We start from the raw sequence: 17,151 nt of genomic DNA on the forward strand, positions 1-17,151 counted from the left end.
GCAATCTTCCTTTCCTGAACGATACAGCTCATTATACAAGGCTCAGGAAGGATTTAGCTAGCCGGGTTTGCCGTCTTTTCCGGATGCAGGAGACGGATTGCGAAGAGCAAGGCGACAATGGCCAAAACGGCCAAAAGGATAAAGAGAGCGGTAACCGACCGGTCGGCAAGCCAACTGAACAGCGGAGGACCCGCGGCAACGCCCAAAAACCTTAAGCTATTATAGAATGAAGTTACGATTCCGCGGTGGGTGGTATCCACGGAGCCGGTAATCCAAGTGTTTAGACAAGGAAGAAGCAATCCGGTGCCAACGCTGCTTATCGTGATAAATCCAATAAATACGTAAATGAGCCAGTAACTGAACAAACAGCCGATCAAGGCGGCACTCATAAGCGAGAGTCCGATCAGAATGCATCGGCGCATTTTTTTTCCGTCCTTCTTGATGGAATGTCCGGTCAAATATGCCGTAATGACAAGACCAAGCAGCGGAATCGCTAAAATACAGCCTTTCAGAACTCCGTCTATGGAGTAGGGGGGCTTCTCCAGCAGATCCGACAAATAAAACAAGACGCCGAATAGCAGGAATAGACCTAATGCTCCCGTGCAGTAAGCGGTAATTAGCCAGCGGCCTTTTTCGCGGAATATTTTTTTCATGTCGGCCAAATAGGGCTTGAGCTTCAAGGGCTCGGACTTGGATTCGGGCTCTTTGATAAAAAACCATACGGCGAGCAGCGACGCCGCGCAAAATACGGGAAAAGCAAAAAACGGCGCATACCAGACAATTAGCGCGAGCAGAGAGCCAAGAATGGGACTTACGACTTTGCCTGCGCCGTTGGAGGCTTCAACGATGCCCAGCGCCTCGCTCTCCTGGCCATCCTTATACATATCGCCAACCAATGCCATTGCAATGGGAGCGGTACCTGCCGCAGCAAGGCCTTGCAAGGCCCGCGAGCTGATCAAGAGCCAATAAGAGCCCCAAATCGCCGCAAAGCCCGCAACGATTCCAGCAGCCCCATATACCGCTAATGCCGGAATGATGATTGCTTTACGGCGGAAACGGTCCGACAAATAGCCAATCGCTGGTATGAAAACCGCGGCGCTAACCGAGAATAAAGTGATAACAAGGCTGGATTGAAGCTCGGACAGCTTCATTTGTTTGGCAAGGTCAGGCAAAATCGGGACAAGCATGGAATTGCCGAGCACCAGAACGAGCGGAACGGAAGCAAAAGCGATATACTGCAGCCATTTGTTTTCGGCCATAAAAGAAGAGTCCTCCGATCTAGGTGACATTGTCTTTTTCATGGCTAATGTGCCCCCCGGCTTGAGCTTCCATTCCTCGCCGTGTTACGATAGGTATAATATAGAAATGAACAAGAAAGAAGGGACACCATGAAGCGCGCTACGATGCTGTTTATCGCCGCATTTGTATTGGCAGGTTTAGCGGTGTATCAATACGTATCCAAGGATGAATCAAGCGTTACGGCAGCGGCATCCGACTTTAAACCAAAGGCCGGTTCCGAAGCGTTAACCTTCCAGCTGCCTGGGCTTGACGAGAAGAACTATGCGGTCGGCGGCAAGCAGGACAAGCTGACCTTCGTGAATTTTTGGGCCTCGTGGTGCGGACCATGCGAGCTGGAAGCGCCGGATTTACAGAAGCTGTATGAGAAATACGGGGATAAAATCGCTTTTTACGGCGTAAATGCCACAAAGTTCGACAAGGAAAGAGCAGCGAGGCAGTTTGTGGACGATCACGAATTTACGTTCCCGATTCTAATGGACCGAAAAGGGGACGTTACCAATACGTATAAGGTGGATACATTCCCGACAACCTTCCTGATCGATTCCTCGGGAGTCATACGCGAGAGAATCAACGGCGTTATCACGATTGACGAATGGGAACGGCTAATCGAGCAATACAGCTAAAATAAAAACGCCCGGCAGACCAGCTGCCGGGCGTTTCTTTCTTTGTTAGTGGTTTATGACACCGATACGTTCGATATTGTCAAAGCTTGCCGTTGTTGATTTCTCCATGTTAAGCAAAGCATAACGGATACTGTCGACAAGCGCTTCCCAGCTTGCTTCAATGACGTTGCTGGATACGCCTACCGTGCTCCACGTGTTGTCTACGTTAGAGGATTCGATCAGAACGCGTACCTTCGCTGCAGTTGCATCCTTTTCGTCAAACACGCGAACCTTGTAATCCGACAGATGAATCTCTTCGATCTTCGGATAAAATTGCACCAGCGCTTTGCGCAGGGCATTGTCGAGCGCGTTAACAGGACCGTTGCCTTCTGCCGCGGTGTAGACCTGCTGGCCGTCTACGTTCAGCTTGACGATCGCTTCGGAGTTCATCTGGCCTTTCGCGCCGCTCTCAACCAGAATCTTGAACGACTCAACCTTGAACACTTCAACCGGTTCGCCAAAGGCCTGGCGGAGAAGAAGCTCCAGGGATGCGTCCGCGGCCTCGTATTGATAGCCTTGGTGTTCAAGCTCCTTGATGTGATCCATAATCGCTTTGGTCTGCTCGTTATTGGCATTGATATCCAGTCCAAGCGATTGCGCCTTCGAAATAATATTTGATTGACCGGCAAGCTCGGATACGAGAATGCGCTGCTTGTTCCCTACAAGCTCAGGCTGGATATGCTCGTAGGTTTTGGAGTCTTTCATAATCGCGGATACGTGAATGCCGCCTTTGTGGGCAAATGCGGCGTTGCCGACGTACGCTTGTCCGACCGGCATATTGACGTTCGCGATCTCGCTCACGTAACGGGCGGTGCCCGTTAGTGTCCGAAGCTTCTCTTCGGGGAGAACATCGTAGCCCATCTTGAGCTGAAGATTCGGGATAATCGAGCAGAGATTCGCGTTGCCGCAGCGCTCGCCGTAACCGTTAATCGTACCTTGCACCTGACGCGCGCCGGCCTGAATGGCCGCGAGAGAATTGGCCACGGCCAGCTCGCAGTCATTGTGGGTATGTATGCCGATAGGCGCCGTCAGCTCCTGACGGATGCGGCTAACAATTTCGTGGATTTCACCCGGCAAGGTGCCGCCGTTCGTATCGCAGAGCACCAGCCAGTCCGCACCGGCTTCCTGGGCCTTGCGCAATACCGCTACCGCGTATTCCGGATTGTTTTTGTAACCGTCGAAGAAATGCTCGGAATCGAACAATGCCTCCATGCCTCTGTGCTTCAAGAAAGCAATGGAATCGTAAACCATGGATAAATTCTCTTCCAGCGTTGTCTGCAAGGCGGTATGCACGTGGAAATCCCACGACTTGCCTACGAGCGTAGCCGCCGGTACGCCGGACTCCGCGATGCGCACGAGGGAAGAATCTTGATCAGCCTGACTGAACTTACGGCGAGTGCTTCCGAATGCCGTAATTTTCGATTGAAGCTTCAAGCTCTTAACCCGTTGGAAAAACTCAATATCCTTGCCGTTGCTTCCAGGATTCCCGCCTTCAATATAATGAACGCCGAGAGCGTCAAGTTTTTGAGCAATTTTGAGCTTGTCGTCCGCTGACAGGCTGATTCCTTCGCCTTGCGTACCGTCGCGCAGCGTAGTATCAAATATTGTTATCGATGTTGTCATAGCCGGGAACGCCTCCTTCTTCACTGATCGCCTACACAAATATAATTAACTATTATAACACTTGTTGATTAGAATGTAGAGAGGAGCATGGAATTTTTTAAAATATTACGCACATCCATTTGGATTTGACGCATCTTCCCAAAGGGCGGTATTCTGGGAGGAGTAGGAAGGTGATTATTGGCTATGGCTGACACACACAAGGACTATCCGGCCAAAGGGCGCGTCATTCTTCATTTGGATATGAATGCATTCTATTGCTCCGTGCATGAAGCGGAGGAACCAGAGAAATATAAGGGGAAGCCGACGGCCGTTGCCGGAAGCGTGGAGCTCCGCAAAGGGATTATCGTCACCTGCTCCTATGCCGCGCGAAGCAAAGGAATCAAGACGGGCATGACCGTCAGGCAGGCGATGCGGCTTTGCCCCGATCTCATGATCATCCAGCCGGATTTTGAGCTGTACCGCAAATATTCGCGCGGGTTTATGAGCATTGCCAGGGAATATACCCCGCTTGTGGAGCCGATCTCGATTGACGAATGCTATATGGATATTACCGGCTCGAAAATATTCGGTTCCCCGCTCGAGATCGCCGAAGCGCTGCAAAAGCGGATCGCGGAAGAGTGGACGCTGCCTTGTTCCATTGGCATCGCGCCTAATAAGCTGCTGGCCAAAATGGCTTCCGACATGAAGAAGCCTAACGGGTTGACGGTATTGCGGCTGCGGGACGTCCCGAATGTATTGTGGGATAAACCCTGCGACGTGCTGCATGGCCTAGGGAAGAAAACGGCAGATAAGCTGGAGCGGCTGCGTATCCGCACGATCGGCCAGCTCGCCGCGGCGGACGAGGAGCTGCTGATTCGCCAGTTCGGCGTATACGGCTCGTGGATGAAGTCGGCCGCCCACGGCATTGATCCTTCCGAGGTGCGCGCGGACCGGGAGCAGAGCAAGTCGATCGGGCACACCACCACGCTGCCTTACGATGTAACGGACAGGGAGGATGCCCACCGGATACTGCTGAATTTGGCCGACCAGACGGCTCGCAGGCTGCGTCGTCAAAAGCTGATGGCATCAACGGTCCAGATTACGATCCGCAAGCCGGATATGGCTACCATAACGCGTTCCAGCACGCTTCGCGCCCCGACCCATTCGACGGATGTTATTTATCATGAAGCCTGCCGGCTGTTTGATGAGCATTGGAAGGGAAATGAACCCGCCCGACTCTTGGGGGTTACCCTGCAAAACTTGACGGCGGAGGAAGAGACTGCCGTTCAGCTCGATTTGTTTGATTACAAGGAGCAGCCGCGCAAGGAGGCCTTGACCAAAACCATGGATGTGCTGCGGGACAAATTTGGCGAGAACGCGGTGCTGACGGCGGGCATGCTGGGCGATGATCCGTCCGTGCTTATCCGCAATAAGCGATTGCGCGGCACTTCTCTCCAAAAGGATGAATTGTAACAATTGCTTAGGCATAGCTTGTTGCCAAGGTGGTCGGTTTGTTATATATTGATGAGTGAAGGTTCACACTAATTATAGCGAGCGGTAGATACATCACGACGTTTGCTTAAGCATTTTTATGTCTATTTTTTTGTGGGAGGGAATACCAATGGCTAAATTTACATGGGTAGAGAAAGACACCTGTATCGCATGTGGAGCTTGCGGCGCTACGGCACCAGATATTTATGATTACGACGACGAGGGCATTGCCGAAGTCATCTTCGGAAACGACGGCAACCATGGCAATACGGAAATTCCTGAGGATCTGTACGACGATCTGCAAGATGCTTGCGACGGCTGCCCTACAGATTCGATCAAGATCGCTGACGAACCGTTTAATATGTAAGCTGTCATAATAAAACTCCATGCTACTTCAGCCTTCGCTGAGAGCATGGAGTTTTTTTGCGCATTTTGCATATCGCTATTGATTGAGGACGAGGAGGACGGCAACGGCGGCGATAATGACAACCACGACCGAACCAATCCAGGCGAGCGCCTTGACGTTTACCTCTTCTTTCGGCTTCTGTTTCATAGCGGGAGCTTTCCGTTTGGCTGTGCTCATCGTCAATCAACCTTTCCTTGGGAAAAATGAAAACCATATACCCATATTGTAAACGGTTTCTTGTTATGCCGCAATATCCGGAAGGACTTGCCGGAGAGCGCCGCCCTTTTCTTTTTCTTACAAAAAAGATAAACTGTCAGGTAGGACAGAAACTTGAAACGGAGTGTGTAATCTTGCTTTATTCTTCTATTCTTAAACCGGTATTTTTCCAAATGGATCCCGAAAAGGCTCATCACCTCGTCATTGACGGCCTGCATACAGCCGGACGCGTTCCGGGCATGAACAACATGCTGCATGCCATGTACGGCGTGGCCGAATCGCCGGAGCTTGCGGTCGATCTGTTTGGCATTCATTTCCCGCATCCGGTTGGACTTGCCGCCGGGCTGGACAAAAACGGCGTAGCCGCGGACGGCTTCTCCAGCATCGGCTTCGGATTCGCCGAAGTAGGAACGGTAACGCCAAAAGGACAGCCGGGCAACGAACTGCCGCGGCTTTTCCGTCTGCCTTCCGACGAAGCGCTTATTAACCGGATGGGCTTTAATAATGAAGGCGCGGAAGCGATGGCCCGCCAGCTGTCGCAGCGCAAAATTAACCGGATCCCGATTGCCGTAAACGTCGGTAAAAATAAAGCAACGCCAAATGAACGGGCTCACGAAGATTACCGTTCCTGCATACAAGTGTTATATCCGTATGGCGACTTCTTTGTCGTCAACATCAGTTCCCCGAACACGCCGGATTTGCGCGCGCTGCAGCATGGCGACGAGCTGCGCACGCTTCTTGGCGAAGTATTGGAGGAAATCGGGCTTCAGGCGTCGAAATTAGGTAGTAAAGCAAAGCCGGTTCTGGTGAAGATTGCTCCTGATATGACGGACGAGCAGCTTGAGCTTACCGTCTCGACGATTAAAGACAGCGGTGTAGCGGGCATTATAGCGTCGAATACGACGATTTCACGGGCTGGGCTTAAGCATCCTAATGCCAAGGAAACGGGCGGACTTAGCGGAGCGCCGCTTCGCGAGCGCTCGACCGAGGTTGTTAGGGCGGTATACCGGCTGACGGAAGGCAAGCTTCCGATTATCGGATCGGGCGGAATTTTTACGGCGAATGACGCATACGATAAAATCCGCGCCGGGGCCTCGCTCGTTGAAATTTATACCGCTTTGATCTATAAAGGTCCAGGAGTACTCCGCGAACTGACGAACGGCTTAAAAGAACGATTGCGTAAAGACGGCTACCGTAACATATCGGAGGCAGTGGGCGCAGATCATCGATAGGAACAGGAGGCGGCCGGATGGATGGAAGAGATTGGAATCTTTTTTTACAGCCTTATGAGCAAGCAGTTGAAGAATTGAAAGTGAAGTTAAAGACGATGCGGGTCGAGCTTAAGATGCGTGAGGCGTATGCTCCGATCGAGTTCGTTACCGGTCGTGTCAAGAAAGTCTCCAGCATACTGGAAAAAGCAAGACGGCTTAGCGTGCCCGCCGATCAGCTGGAAAAAGGCATCGAGGATATCGCGGGTATCCGGATCATGTGCCAGTTCGTAGACGACATTCACCGCGTCGCCGGGTTTATCCGCATCCGGAAGGATCTGAAGCTTGTCTACGAGAAGGACTACATTACCAATTACAAGGACAGCGGCTACCGAAGCTACCATATGATTGTGGAATATCCGGTACAAACAGCGCTTGGCCAAAAATTCGTGCTCGCCGAGATTCAGATTCGCACGCTTGCGATGAATTTCTGGGCTACGATTGAGCATTCGCTGAACTATAAATATAAGGAAAGCTTGCCGGATGACGTTCGCGAGCGGCTGAAGAAAGCGGCCGAAGCGGCATTTCTGCTCGATACGGAAATGTCCAGCATCCGCCACGAAATTCTGGATGCGCAGCGCGACTTCGAGGAACGCTCCAACGTTGTCTCCACCGTGCTCAGCTCGATTCAGGATTTGTATTTCTACCACCGCGTGAGAGAAGCGGCACAATTTCAAATGAAATTCAACGAGCTGTTTGAGCAGGAGGATCTGTATGGTCTCAAGCAGCTGTCGGTTGACATCGAATCGGCGATCCTTCGTGCGAAGAAGAGCAACCATACGAACTGAGGATCGGATTCATAGAAATCCCGCAACTGCCTAAACGCAGTCTGCGGGATTTTTTTCTGCGCGGATGGGGTTGTCAACACGCACCCGGCATGCGAATATGGAAATGGAAAAGATGGAGGACAAGAAAAAAGAATGAGGCCCCGGGTCATGGGGCTAAAAGAAAGGGAAATGATCTATGCCGCTTATTGATATGCCGCTTGAACAGCTGTACAGCTACAAAGGACGCAATCCTCGTCCGGAAGACTTCGACGCTTATTGGGAGCGCGCGCTCGAAGAAATGCGCGCGGTCGATCCCCAAATCGAGCTTGTGCCAAGCAGCTTTCAAGTACCGTTCGCGGACTGCTTCGACCTTTATTTCACCGGCGTGCGCGGAGCTAGAATCCATGCCAAATACGTCCGTCCGAAAAATGTCCCGGAGCCGCATCCCGCCATCATTCAATTTCATGGATATACCGGGAATGCGGGGGACTGGTCCGATAAGCTAACTTATGCCGCGCTGGGGTATTCCGTTTTCTCAATGGATTGCCGCGGACAAGGCGGGCTGTCGGAGGATACGGGCGGAGTGAAGGGCACTACCCATAACGGACATATAATCCGGGGCCTGAACGACCACCCTGACAATCTGCTTATGCGCCATATTTTCCTTGATACCGCGCAGCTTGCGGGGATTGCCATGGATCGACCGGAGGTTGACCCCGACCGGGTCGGGGCGATAGGCGGATCGCAAGGCGGCGCGTTAACGATTGCCTGCGCATCGCTGGAACCGCGTGTTTCGAGGCTTGCGCCCGTGTATCCGTTCCTGTGCGATTACAAACGGGTGTGGGAGATGGATCTGGCGAAGGACGCGTATGCGGAGCTGAGAACCTTCTTCCGGCATTTTGACCCTCGGCATGAGCGGGAAGAGCAGATTTTCGAGAAGCTTGGTTACATCGACCTGCAGCATTTAGCCAGCCGGATCAAAGGGGAAGTGCTCATGACCGTAGGACTTGCGGATACGGTTTGCCCGCCTTCCACCCAGTTTGCGGCTTACAACAACATTCATGCGCCGAAATCGGCCGATATTTATCCCGACTACGGCCACGAGCATATTCCGGAAGTGTCGGACCGGACGATTCAGTTCATGCTTGGCCTATAGAGTCAAACCAAAGAGGAGGTTGTCCGATATGGACAACCTCCTCTTGTATTATGATCGTGCCCGGATTCGGTGTTCGGCGGTCTCGTTGAATTTGAGCAGCAGATCGCCGAAGGCGCGAACTTCTTCCTCGCTCCAATCGGTAAGAAGATCCTTGAAAAAGGCTTCTCTCGACTCGCGAACCTCCGCGAGCAGGGGAGGTGCGTCCTCCGTCAGCTGCAGCAGGCTGATCCTCGCGTCAAAAGGATCGGTTAACCTCGAGATCAGCCCTTTGGATTCCAAGGCCGCAATCTGCCGGCTTACCGTAGAGATATCCAGCTGAAAGGTGGTAGAGAGCGTCTTGATTCCGGTTGGTCCCGCTTTTTCCAGGTGCTGAAGAATCAGGTACGAGGAGCGGTCCATTTCCTTGCCCATAATGTTGGAGAGCCTTGCTGCCTCGGCCCGGCGGATGAAGATCGAGATTTGGCTTTCAATCATGCTGAATGGCGACTTTTCGTTCCTGTCCATATCACTATTTCCCATTCCTGTCTTAGTTTCTTAATGTTAGCTTACCTTTGGCGATTGCATAATGCAAGCAACCTCATGGTAAGTAATGTATGCCGACGAATTAAGTATTTGCATTCCGGCCATAAACTTGTATAATACAATGGTTATTAGTTGTATTATACAAATAAATAATGGGAGTGCATGATAAATGAAGGGGAACTTGTTCTGGCTGAATCTGAAGCTGATGGCTAACCACAAAACGCTTCGGATCGGCTCGATCGTATTGTTGTTTATTCCGCTGCTCTATACAGGCATGTTTCTGGCAGGCTACTGGGATCCTTACGGCCATATGGACAAGCTGCCTGTCGCGATTGTCAACGAGGACAAAGGAGCAGTCTCAGACGGCAAAGAGCTGCATCTTGGCCAAGATATCGTGGATAATATGAAAAGCGCCCATACGCTGGATTACCATTTTGTAGAGCGGAATGAGGCGGAGAAGGGGCTTTATGACGGCGATTACTATTTAACGATCGTTATTCCGGACAACTTCTCGCAAAGCGTTACGACGCTCACGGAGGATCATCCGAAGCCTGCCGATTTGGTCTATATGACGAATCCGGGCAACAATTATGTATCGGGTCAGATCGGAAGCAACGTGCTGAAGGAGCTGGCGAACCAAGTCAGCCAAAATATCGTAAAAAGCTATACGCAGACCGTTTACGGGAAAATGCAGCAAATGGCTGACGGCTTTTCGGCTGCGAGCAGCGGCGCGGAGCAGCTGACGCAAGGAACGGAATCCGCGCAGGATGGCGTAAGCAAGCTCAATAACGCGATAGCGTCGCTGGCAAGCGGAGCGGGCAAGCTAAGCGACGGCGCGAAGCCGCTCGAGCAAGGGATTCAGCAATTAGCAGGTGGAGCTGCCGGTCTGTCCGCGGGGACAGCTGCAATGACCGATAACCTTGCCAAGATGAAGTCTTCAGGTGAGCAGCTTGCAGAAGGGGCAAATGCGCTGCAGAAAAATACGGCCGCATGGAATGAGGCGGCAGATGCCGCAGCCAAGGCCTCTTCCGGGGTAATCGGATCGGCTGAAAGCCTGCAGTCACAGATCAAGGCTTATGTGGAGCAGCATCCCGAACTGAAGGATGACGCTGCTTTCTCGGCCATTGCAAGCGGCAGCGAGAAGCTTGCTCAAGCTGCTGACGGCGCCGGCGAATCCGTTGAAGGATTGAAGCAGCCGGCGGAAGCCATTCGGCAATCCGGTGCGAAGCTGGCTGCCGGACAATCGGCATTGGCGGAAGGCCTAACGCAGACTTATGAGGGCAGCGTCAAGCTAGTAGCCGGAAGCGCCCAGCTGAAGGACTCACTTGATGCCTATGGCAATGGCATCGGCAAGCTGCAAAGCGGGATTAACCGGCTTGCCGGAGGCGCACAGCGGCTGAGCAACGGTTCGAAGGAGCTGCTTGGCGGGGTTATCCGCCTCGTGGACGGCTCGCAGCAGCTGACGGACAAGCTGTCGGATGCGGCACAGTCAACGGCGGGCATCCAAGCGAGCGATTCGGAGCTTGACATGTACGCCCAGCCGGTACAGCTCGAACAAAAAGAGCTGAATACGGTCAAGACGTACGCAACAGGGTCGGCTCCTTATTTTCTGGCGTTAGGCCTCTTGGTTGGTTCGTTAGTGGCTTCTAACATTGTTCATTTTCAAGAGGGACAAGTTCGATCCGTCTGGCAAAAGTTCTGGGGCAGAATCGGCGTCTTTTATCTGGTAGCCGTGCTGCAGATCATCGTGCTCGACCTCATCGTGCTGTATGCGATTGGGCTTGACGTGCAAAGCGTGCCGAAGTTCTTCCTGTTTACTCTCGTTACGGCTTGCATGTTCACGACCCTGATTCTGATGCTTGTCGCGATCTTCGGAACGCTTGGCAAGCTGGTTGGCATCGCGCTGGTCGTTACCCAGCTGGCGAGCAGCGGCGGTACGTTCCCGATGGAGCTTGCGCCGCAATGGATTCAATCCGTCGGACAGTGCCTCCCGATGACGTATGTGCTTCGCGGCATGAAAAGCGTTATCTCCACAAGCAACTGGGATATGTATTGGAGCAATACGGGCATTCTGCTTGCCTATCTTGCCTTGTTCGCGGTTATTATGCTTGCAGCGTACCTGATTCGTTCTGCCAAAGAAACAGCTGCAGCGCCGGCGGCCGCACACTAGAAAAGCTTGCGTACTTGCCCGTTTCCGGGTAGTCTCAATATTAAAGAGAAGAAAATCGGGCAGGAGGATTGCAAGAGAAAATGAAAGCATTGCAGGATAAGATTCGAAACGAAGGCATTGTTCTTAGCGAGACCGTACTAAAGGTGGATTCCTTCCTAAATCATCAGGTTGATCCGCAACTGATGTTTGAAATCGGTCAGTATTTTGCCGCAGCTTATGAGGGGGAAGGAATAACCAAGGTGTTGACGCTGGAGTCCTCGGGAATTGCGCCCGCGGTCATGACGGCACTAGCACTCAAGGTCCCCCTTGTTTTCGCGCGCAAGCAGAAGTCGCTTACGCTTCGCGATGATCTTTACGTCGAGGAGGTATACTCCTTCACGAAGCAGGTGAAGAGCGAGGTGGCGATTTCCCGCAAGTTTTTGTCGCCGGGGGAGCGGGTGCTTATCATTGACGACTTCCTGGCTTACGGAGAAGCGGCTTTTGGGATGGCGAGAATTGTGGAAGCGGCCGGCGCAAGCGTAGCGGGTATCGGCATTGTAATCGAGAAGTCTTTCCAAAGCGGAGCGGACAAGCTGAAGGAAGCGGGCTACCGGGTAGATTCGCTGGCGCGCGTGGCAGTCTTGTCGCCCGACGGCATCCAGTTCGCAGCGGAATAATTCGAAAAGCGGAAGCTCTGTTCGGAGAGCTTCCGCTTTTTTTAATTATTACATTGCCTGCAAACCGGCCTGATTGAGCAGATTCCAAGGCTTGTTGTAATGGGGCTGGAAGAAGAAGTCGACGAAGGTGAGCTCGTTCATCGTCATACCGTTCTGGATGCAGACCGACATCGTATTTATCGCTTGCGTCAGATCGTCCTTCGACATCACCTGGGCCCCTACAATCCGGCCGGTATCTGCTTCATAGACAACCTTGAGCAGTACTTTCTCGTAGGTCGGCATAAATTCAGGACGGTCATTGTCTTCCAAGGTAACCGTTTTTACATCCATCCCCGCATCAAGGGCAGCCAGCTCGGTTAAGCCGGTCGAAGCGATATTTTGCTCGTAAATCTTAATGCCCGATGTACCTTGAGTCCCCATATAACGGACGGTCGGCGCGATAAGGTTGCGGGCCACGAGCGTTCCCATCCGGACGGCGTTAGTTGCGAGCGGGATGTACGCATGCTTGTGGGTCGGGTTATAAAAGACGGCGCAGCTGTCGCCTGCGGCCATGACATCCGGGTTGCTGGTACGCATATACTCATCCACGATAATGGCGCCGTTTGGCAGCATGTCGATCTGGCCTCTCAGCAAATCCGTATTCGGGCGGAAGCCGATACAGAGGACAACGAGATCCGTGTCGTATTCGCCGGCTGTCGTTACGACCGTGTTCACCTTGCCTTCTTCGCCGCGGAAGCCGGTTACGGTCTGTGCCAGCTTAAGCTCGATACCGCGGCTGCCAAGCTCCTGCTCGATAGCGTCCGTAAATTCGCGGTCCAAATATTTGAACAGAATCCGGTCCATATTATCAATAAGCGTTACTTGCTTGCCAAGCTGTTCAAAAGCTTCAACAAGCTCGATTCCGATGTAGCCCGCGCCGATAACGGTGATCCGGTTGGCATGCTTCGCTTTTTCGATGATCGCTTGAGCGTGATTGTAGTTTTTGCACAAAACGATATTCTCAAGCTCCATCCCTTTCAGCTTCGGAATAATCGGCCACGATCCGGTTGTCACAACCAGCTTGTCGTAGCTTTCGAGCTGCTCCTCATTGGTCTCGAGGTTGCGTGCCAGGATCGTCTTGGCTTCCGTGTGGACCTCGAGCACCTCATGGCGCATCTTCATTTGAACGCCCATGTCCGTAAGCTGCTGCGGCGATGCGTAGAACAGCTTCTTCACATCCTGCACAACTCCGCCGACGTGAAGGGCAATGCCGCACGAGAGGAACGATACGTTGTCATTGCGCTCGTAAACCGTAATTTGCGCCTCGGGATAAAGCTTAGCCATCTGAGTAACAGCGGCGGTACCTGCATGCGTGCATCCAATAACAGCGATCTTCATATAAAATTCCTCCTTAGATTTTCCTGTGAAAATATTCACATACTTCAGTGCGAAAATAGGAAGCGGACGTCGATGCGGGAGCATGTTACCTCAATCCACATGCATAATATGCGTGCCGGCTTCCTTCCGGCCTCAGTGAAGATGGTGATGAGAGCTTGCGTTTTGCTTGACCGCTGAGCGGCTTCATCTTGTGTGAATTAATTCACAATCTCTTGTTGCTCTTATCATATGCTACTTTCATTAAATTGACAAGGGGTTGTGATTAATTTCACATATTGATCACAAATGCTCGGCCCTTCTCATTATAGGTGCATTAGAGTATACTCGATGTTATATTTCTAACGTATTTCAGCTGCATGCAAGGGGATGACCAGATGTCCGGCTATTTGCCGATTGCTTTTACGACAAAGATGAAATCACTGCTTGGAGAAGAGTTCGACCGGTTTATGTCTTCCTACGGGGATCCGCGTGTGTACGGCATCCGGATTAACCGTTTGAAGCTGGGCGCCGAAGAGTGGAAATCGATCTCGCCGATGGGGGGAGCGGTTCGTCCGATTCCGTGGGCGCCAGTCGGCTTCTATTATGAAGAAGGAGCAAGACCGGGCAAGCATCCGCATTATCATGCCGGTCTTTATTATATTCAGGAGCCAAGCGCGATGGCTCCGGTTGAGCTGCTCGATGTCCGGCCGGGACATCGCGTGCTTGATCTTTGCGCGGCGCCGGGCGGCAAATCGACTCAGATAGCGGCCAATCTGCAAGGCAGCGGCGTACTGGTAAGCAACGATAATGCCAGGGAACGGACAAAAGCGCTCGCCAAAAACATCGAGCTTGCCGGCGTCCGCAACGCCGTCGTTCTAAACGAAGAGCCGTCGGCTCTTGCGCCGGTGTTCCTGGGATGGTTCGACCGAATTTTGGTCGACGCGCCTTGCTCGGGAGAAGGCATGTTCCGCAAGGATGAGTCGATGATCGCGGAATGGGAGAAGCATTCCATTGAACGCTGCTCGGTCATGCAGAGGCATATATTGCGCGATGCGGCAGCTATGCTCGCTCCGGGAGGGGTTCTGGTCTATTCGACCTGTACGTTCTCCCCGGAAGAGAACGAAGCTCAAATCGCGGAGCTGCTTGCCGAATATCCGGATTTCGAGGTCAGGCCGGTACGGCATCAATACGGCTGGAAGCCCGGGCATCCGGAATGGGCGGGAGAAGCGGGAGAGGTACTTTCGGCCGAGCAATCGGCGTCGCTGGCGGGAACCGTGCGGTTATGGCCTCACCATATCGAAGGCGAGGGGCATTATGCGGCGGTGCTGACCCGTAAAGGCGCTACTCCCTCGGAGGAACGTCAATATCTTGAGCCTCCGGTCCTTGCGGAGAAGGATGCCGGAAAAAGGAAGAAGGTAAAAGGCAATGCCGGTGCCGCCTTGCGGGCAGCGGAGAAGAAGGGCGGCCGCGCAACGAAGGACAGCGGCAAGCTCCAACGGACAGGCAGTCCGGCACGGCAGTCCGGCAAAGGCCGGCAGCCGGAGGTTGTTGATGCGGCAGCGGCATGGCATGCTTTTGCGGAGCAGGAGCTGTCGGGCGGATTTGCCGGCACGGGGTCCATGCTTAGCTTTGGCTCGCGTATCTATCTCCAGCCGGAAGGGATGCCTCCATTAGACGGCTTGCATGTCGTGCGCGCGGGCTGGTACGTCGGCGAAGCGGGCCGCAACCGATTCGAGCCTTCGCAAGCCCTTGCTATGGGGCTCCGGCCATCGGAAGCCGTACGATCGCTCAATTTTGCGTCGGATGATCCTGACATTATCCGGTATTTAAAAGGCGAGACGCTTTTCGTGGAAGCCCATAACATAAAGATGGAAGGAAATCCTGCTCAGCCTCTGAAAGGATACGTGCTTGTATGCACGGACGGTTATCCGGTCGGATGGGGAAAATATACGGGAGACGGCATGCTCAAGAACGAGCTGCCGGTTGGCTGGAGGTGGATGTAAGATGAGCAAAAAGATGCGGATAGACAAGCTTCTGTCCCATACCGGATACGGAACCCGCAGCGAGATCAAGAAGCTGGTAAAGCAGGGTAAAGTAACGGTTGCCGGAAAGGTCGTCAAAGACAGCGGGCTGCTCGTTGATCCGGAACTGGACGAGGTTGCATTCGACGGGGAACGGGTGCTGTACCGGGAGGTGATCTATTTGATGATGAACAAGCCTCCGGGCGTTATCTCCGCAACCGAAGACCGCCGCGAACGGACCGTTATCGATTTGCTTGAACCGGAGGATCAATTAATGGATCCGTTCCCTGTGGGAAGATTGGACAAGGATACGGTTGGACTACTGCTGCTCACGAACGACGGACAGCTGGCGCATGAGCTGCTGTCGCCGCGCAAGCATGTTCCCAAAACCTACGAAGCGGTCGTGCAGGGCGATGTGGGCGAAGAGGATCAGACGCAATTCAAGGCTGGCGTTACGCTGGATGACGGATACGTCACGATGCCTTCGGATCTAAAGATATTGAAAAAGGACAGCGGCGAGGGTGGCGTAACTTCGGTCATATCGCTTACGATAATGGAAGGGAAGTTTCATCAGGTGAAGCGGATGTTCGAAGCGGTAGGCAAAAAGGTGGTATACCTGAAGCGAATATCGATGGGGCCGCTTAAGCTGGATGCCGATCTGGAGGAAGGAACTTACCGCGAATTAACCGATGAGGAAATTGCGCTTTTGCGCGCTCACCGGGCTTCAGAATAAAAATAGAGAACAGGATGGGGAGAATCGTATGGCCTTACAGTATGATTTGATTGCGCTTGACGTAGATGGCACATTATTGACGGATGATCATCAACTGACAAGCAATACTCGCGAAGCCGTGCGGGAAGCGGCGGATCGTGGAGCGAGCATCGTATTATGCACGGGCCGGGCGCCTTTCAGCGTCTTTCCGGTGCTGGAGGAGCTAGGGCTAACCGGTACGATTATTACGCACAACGGCGGGGCAACGATTGATTCGGATACGAAAAAAATCATCCACCAATACGAGATCGCGCCCCGGCAGCTGGAGCCGTTCGTAGATTATTGCCGGAAGAATCAGGTGCATTACGACGTAAATACGGCTTTTGAAATGATGGTCGAATCGTTAACGCCGGAGGTGTCCGATATGTACGGCAAGTTCCATGCGTCGCCTTCCGTTCTGGGGCAAGGAGCAAACTTGCCGGAGGGGCTTGTCAAGTTTACGGTGTTCGGTAGCATCGAAGTAATGGACCGGGTGCAGGAGGAGTGGGAGAAATGGCCGACGTCCCTGCACACGATCCGCAGCGGCGATTTCTTTATCGACGTGCATCATCCGGAAGCAAGCAAGGGCAGAGCGCTGCGGCAATTCGCCAGCAGCCAGGGCATTGACCGGAGCCGGATACTCGCGATCGGCAATTACTATAACGACATTTCCATGCTGGAGTTTGCCGGCTGCGGCATTGCGATGGGCAACTCTCCGGACGGGGTAAAGGAAGCAGCCGATATCGTTGGACGTTCCAACGCCGAAGATGGCGTTGCGTACGCTCTAAGGGAATTTGCCTGGAGCTGA

Annotated in this window: 15 protein-coding genes; 11 read left to right on the forward strand and 4 right to left on the reverse strand. The window is 53.0% G+C overall.

The window, feature by feature from the left end; translation table 11 throughout:
• Positions 1-53 precede the first annotated feature (53 nt).
• Complete coding sequence (locus tag FHT67_RS04265; protein WP_481856048.1) at positions 54-1,289, reverse strand: MFS transporter; 1,236 nt, start codon at positions 1,287-1,289, stop codon at positions 54-56.
• A 99-nt stretch (positions 1,290-1,388) separates the two neighbouring features.
• On the opposite strand from FHT67_RS04265, the gene FHT67_RS04270 reads away from it, so the two are divergent.
• Entirely contained in the window at positions 1,389-1,922 is a 534-nt protein-coding gene (locus FHT67_RS04270) for a TlpA family protein disulfide reductase (protein ID WP_132304240.1), read from the forward strand.
• Between the two features lie 45 nt (positions 1,923-1,967).
• Here FHT67_RS04270 and cimA read toward each other — a convergent pair whose 3' ends face one another.
• Positions 1,968-3,584 (reverse strand): citramalate synthase, encoded by a 1,617-nt coding sequence (cimA, locus tag FHT67_RS04275; protein WP_132304242.1) that lies wholly within the window; start codon positions 3,582-3,584, stop codon positions 1,968-1,970.
• Positions 3,585-3,767: 183 nt separating this feature from the next.
• Between cimA and FHT67_RS04280 the strand changes: the two genes are divergently transcribed.
• The 5 genes from FHT67_RS04280 (at position 3,768) to FHT67_RS04305 (ending at position 8,867) form a co-directional block, all read left to right on the forward strand.
• Positions 3,768-5,036, forward strand: coding sequence for a DNA polymerase IV (locus tag FHT67_RS04280; RefSeq protein WP_167195988.1), 1,269 nt, complete (start codon positions 3,768-3,770; stop codon positions 5,034-5,036).
• A 148-nt stretch (positions 5,037-5,184) separates the two neighbouring features.
• Positions 5,185-5,421: a ferredoxin gene (locus FHT67_RS04285; RefSeq protein ID WP_132304246.1), complete on the forward strand. Its 237-nt coding sequence runs from the start codon at positions 5,185-5,187 to the stop codon at positions 5,419-5,421.
• Positions 5,422-5,810: 389 nt separating this feature from the next.
• Positions 5,811-6,908, forward strand: coding sequence for a quinone-dependent dihydroorotate dehydrogenase (locus tag FHT67_RS04295; RefSeq protein WP_167195991.1), 1,098 nt, complete (start codon positions 5,811-5,813; stop codon positions 6,906-6,908).
• A gap of 17 nt (positions 6,909-6,925) precedes the next feature.
• Entirely contained in the window at positions 6,926-7,732 is an 807-nt protein-coding gene (gene yjbM / locus FHT67_RS04300; RefSeq protein ID WP_132304250.1) for a GTP diphosphokinase, read from the forward strand.
• Positions 7,733-7,907: 175 nt separating this feature from the next.
• Positions 7,908-8,867 carry an acetylxylan esterase gene (locus FHT67_RS04305; protein ID WP_132304252.1) on the forward strand — a complete coding sequence of 320 codons (960 nt, stop codon included), beginning with the start codon at positions 7,908-7,910 and terminating at the stop codon, positions 8,865-8,867.
• Between the two features lie 48 nt (positions 8,868-8,915).
• Here the strand turns inward: FHT67_RS04305 and FHT67_RS04310 are convergent, their stop codons facing one another.
• Positions 8,916-9,371: a MarR family winged helix-turn-helix transcriptional regulator gene (locus tag FHT67_RS04310; RefSeq protein WP_167195994.1), complete on the reverse strand. Its 456-nt coding sequence runs from the start codon at positions 9,369-9,371 to the stop codon at positions 8,916-8,918.
• Positions 9,372-9,558: 187 nt separating this feature from the next.
• Here FHT67_RS04310 and FHT67_RS04315 point away from each other — a divergent pair, with 187 nt between their 5' ends.
• Both FHT67_RS04315 and FHT67_RS04320 read left to right on the forward strand, forming a co-directional pair.
• Positions 9,559-11,559, forward strand: coding sequence for a YhgE/Pip family protein (locus FHT67_RS04315; RefSeq protein ID WP_167195998.1), 2,001 nt, complete (start codon positions 9,559-9,561; stop codon positions 11,557-11,559).
• A gap of 80 nt (positions 11,560-11,639) precedes the next feature.
• Complete coding sequence (locus FHT67_RS04320) at positions 11,640-12,215, forward strand: xanthine phosphoribosyltransferase (protein WP_167196002.1); 576 nt, start codon at positions 11,640-11,642, stop codon at positions 12,213-12,215.
• Between the two features lie 48 nt (positions 12,216-12,263).
• Here FHT67_RS04320 and FHT67_RS04325 read toward each other — a convergent pair whose 3' ends face one another.
• Positions 12,264-13,592, reverse strand: a complete 1,329-nt coding sequence (locus tag FHT67_RS04325; RefSeq protein ID WP_132304260.1) for an FAD-dependent oxidoreductase — start codon at positions 13,590-13,592, stop codon at positions 12,264-12,266.
• 374 nt (positions 13,593-13,966) lie between these two features.
• On the opposite strand from FHT67_RS04325, the gene FHT67_RS04330 reads away from it, so the two are divergent.
• The 3 genes from FHT67_RS04330 to FHT67_RS04340 are packed head-to-tail and all read left to right on the forward strand — an operon-like array spanning position 13,967 to position 17,151.
• Complete coding sequence (locus FHT67_RS04330; protein WP_167196005.1) at positions 13,967-15,574, forward strand: RsmB/NOP family class I SAM-dependent RNA methyltransferase; 1,608 nt, start codon at positions 13,967-13,969, stop codon at positions 15,572-15,574.
• Position 15,575: 1 nt separating this feature from the next.
• Positions 15,576-16,325 (forward strand): pseudouridine synthase, encoded by a 750-nt coding sequence (locus FHT67_RS04335; RefSeq protein ID WP_167196007.1) that lies wholly within the window; start codon positions 15,576-15,578, stop codon positions 16,323-16,325.
• Positions 16,326-16,353: 28 nt separating this feature from the next.
• The gene (locus tag FHT67_RS04340) at positions 16,354-17,151 is read left to right on the forward strand and encodes a Cof-type HAD-IIB family hydrolase (RefSeq protein WP_167196010.1); all 798 of its coding nucleotides are present in this window, start codon (positions 16,354-16,356) and stop codon (positions 17,149-17,151) included.

The organism is Paenibacillus sp. BK720, assembly GCF_011761545.1.
Taxonomy (GTDB): Bacteria; Bacillota; Bacilli; order Paenibacillales; family Paenibacillaceae; genus Pristimantibacillus.

Coding starts and splice junctions, on each gene's coding strand:
- cimA (WP_132304242.1), bottom strand. CDS start 3,584: ATGACAACATCGATAACAATATTTGATACTACGCTGCGCGACGGTACG.
- FHT67_RS04280 (WP_167195988.1), top strand. CDS start 3,768: ATGGCTGACACACACAAGGACTATCCGGCCAAAGGGCGCGTCATTCTT.
- FHT67_RS04325 (WP_132304260.1), bottom strand. CDS start 13,592: ATGAAGATCGCTGTTATTGGATGCACGCATGCAGGTACCGCCGCTGTT.
- FHT67_RS04310 (WP_167195994.1), bottom strand. CDS start 9,371: ATGGACAGGAACGAAAAGTCGCCATTCAGCATGATTGAAAGCCAAATC.
- FHT67_RS04305 (WP_132304252.1), top strand. CDS start 7,908: ATGCCGCTTATTGATATGCCGCTTGAACAGCTGTACAGCTACAAAGGA.
- FHT67_RS04335 (WP_167196007.1), top strand. CDS start 15,576: ATGAGCAAAAAGATGCGGATAGACAAGCTTCTGTCCCATACCGGATAC.
- FHT67_RS04340 (WP_167196010.1), top strand. CDS start 16,354: ATGGCCTTACAGTATGATTTGATTGCGCTTGACGTAGATGGCACATTA.
- FHT67_RS04270 (WP_132304240.1), top strand. CDS start 1,389: ATGAAGCGCGCTACGATGCTGTTTATCGCCGCATTTGTATTGGCAGGT.
- FHT67_RS04265 (WP_481856048.1), bottom strand. CDS start 1,289: ATGTCACCTAGATCGGAGGACTCTTCTTTTATGGCCGAAAACAAATGG.
- FHT67_RS04285 (WP_132304246.1), top strand. CDS start 5,185: ATGGCTAAATTTACATGGGTAGAGAAAGACACCTGTATCGCATGTGGA.
- FHT67_RS04320 (WP_167196002.1), top strand. CDS start 11,640: ATGAAAGCATTGCAGGATAAGATTCGAAACGAAGGCATTGTTCTTAGC.
- FHT67_RS04315 (WP_167195998.1), top strand. CDS start 9,559: ATGAAGGGGAACTTGTTCTGGCTGAATCTGAAGCTGATGGCTAACCAC.
- FHT67_RS04330 (WP_167196005.1), top strand. CDS start 13,967: ATGTCCGGCTATTTGCCGATTGCTTTTACGACAAAGATGAAATCACTG.
- yjbM (WP_132304250.1), top strand. CDS start 6,926: ATGGATGGAAGAGATTGGAATCTTTTTTTACAGCCTTATGAGCAAGCA.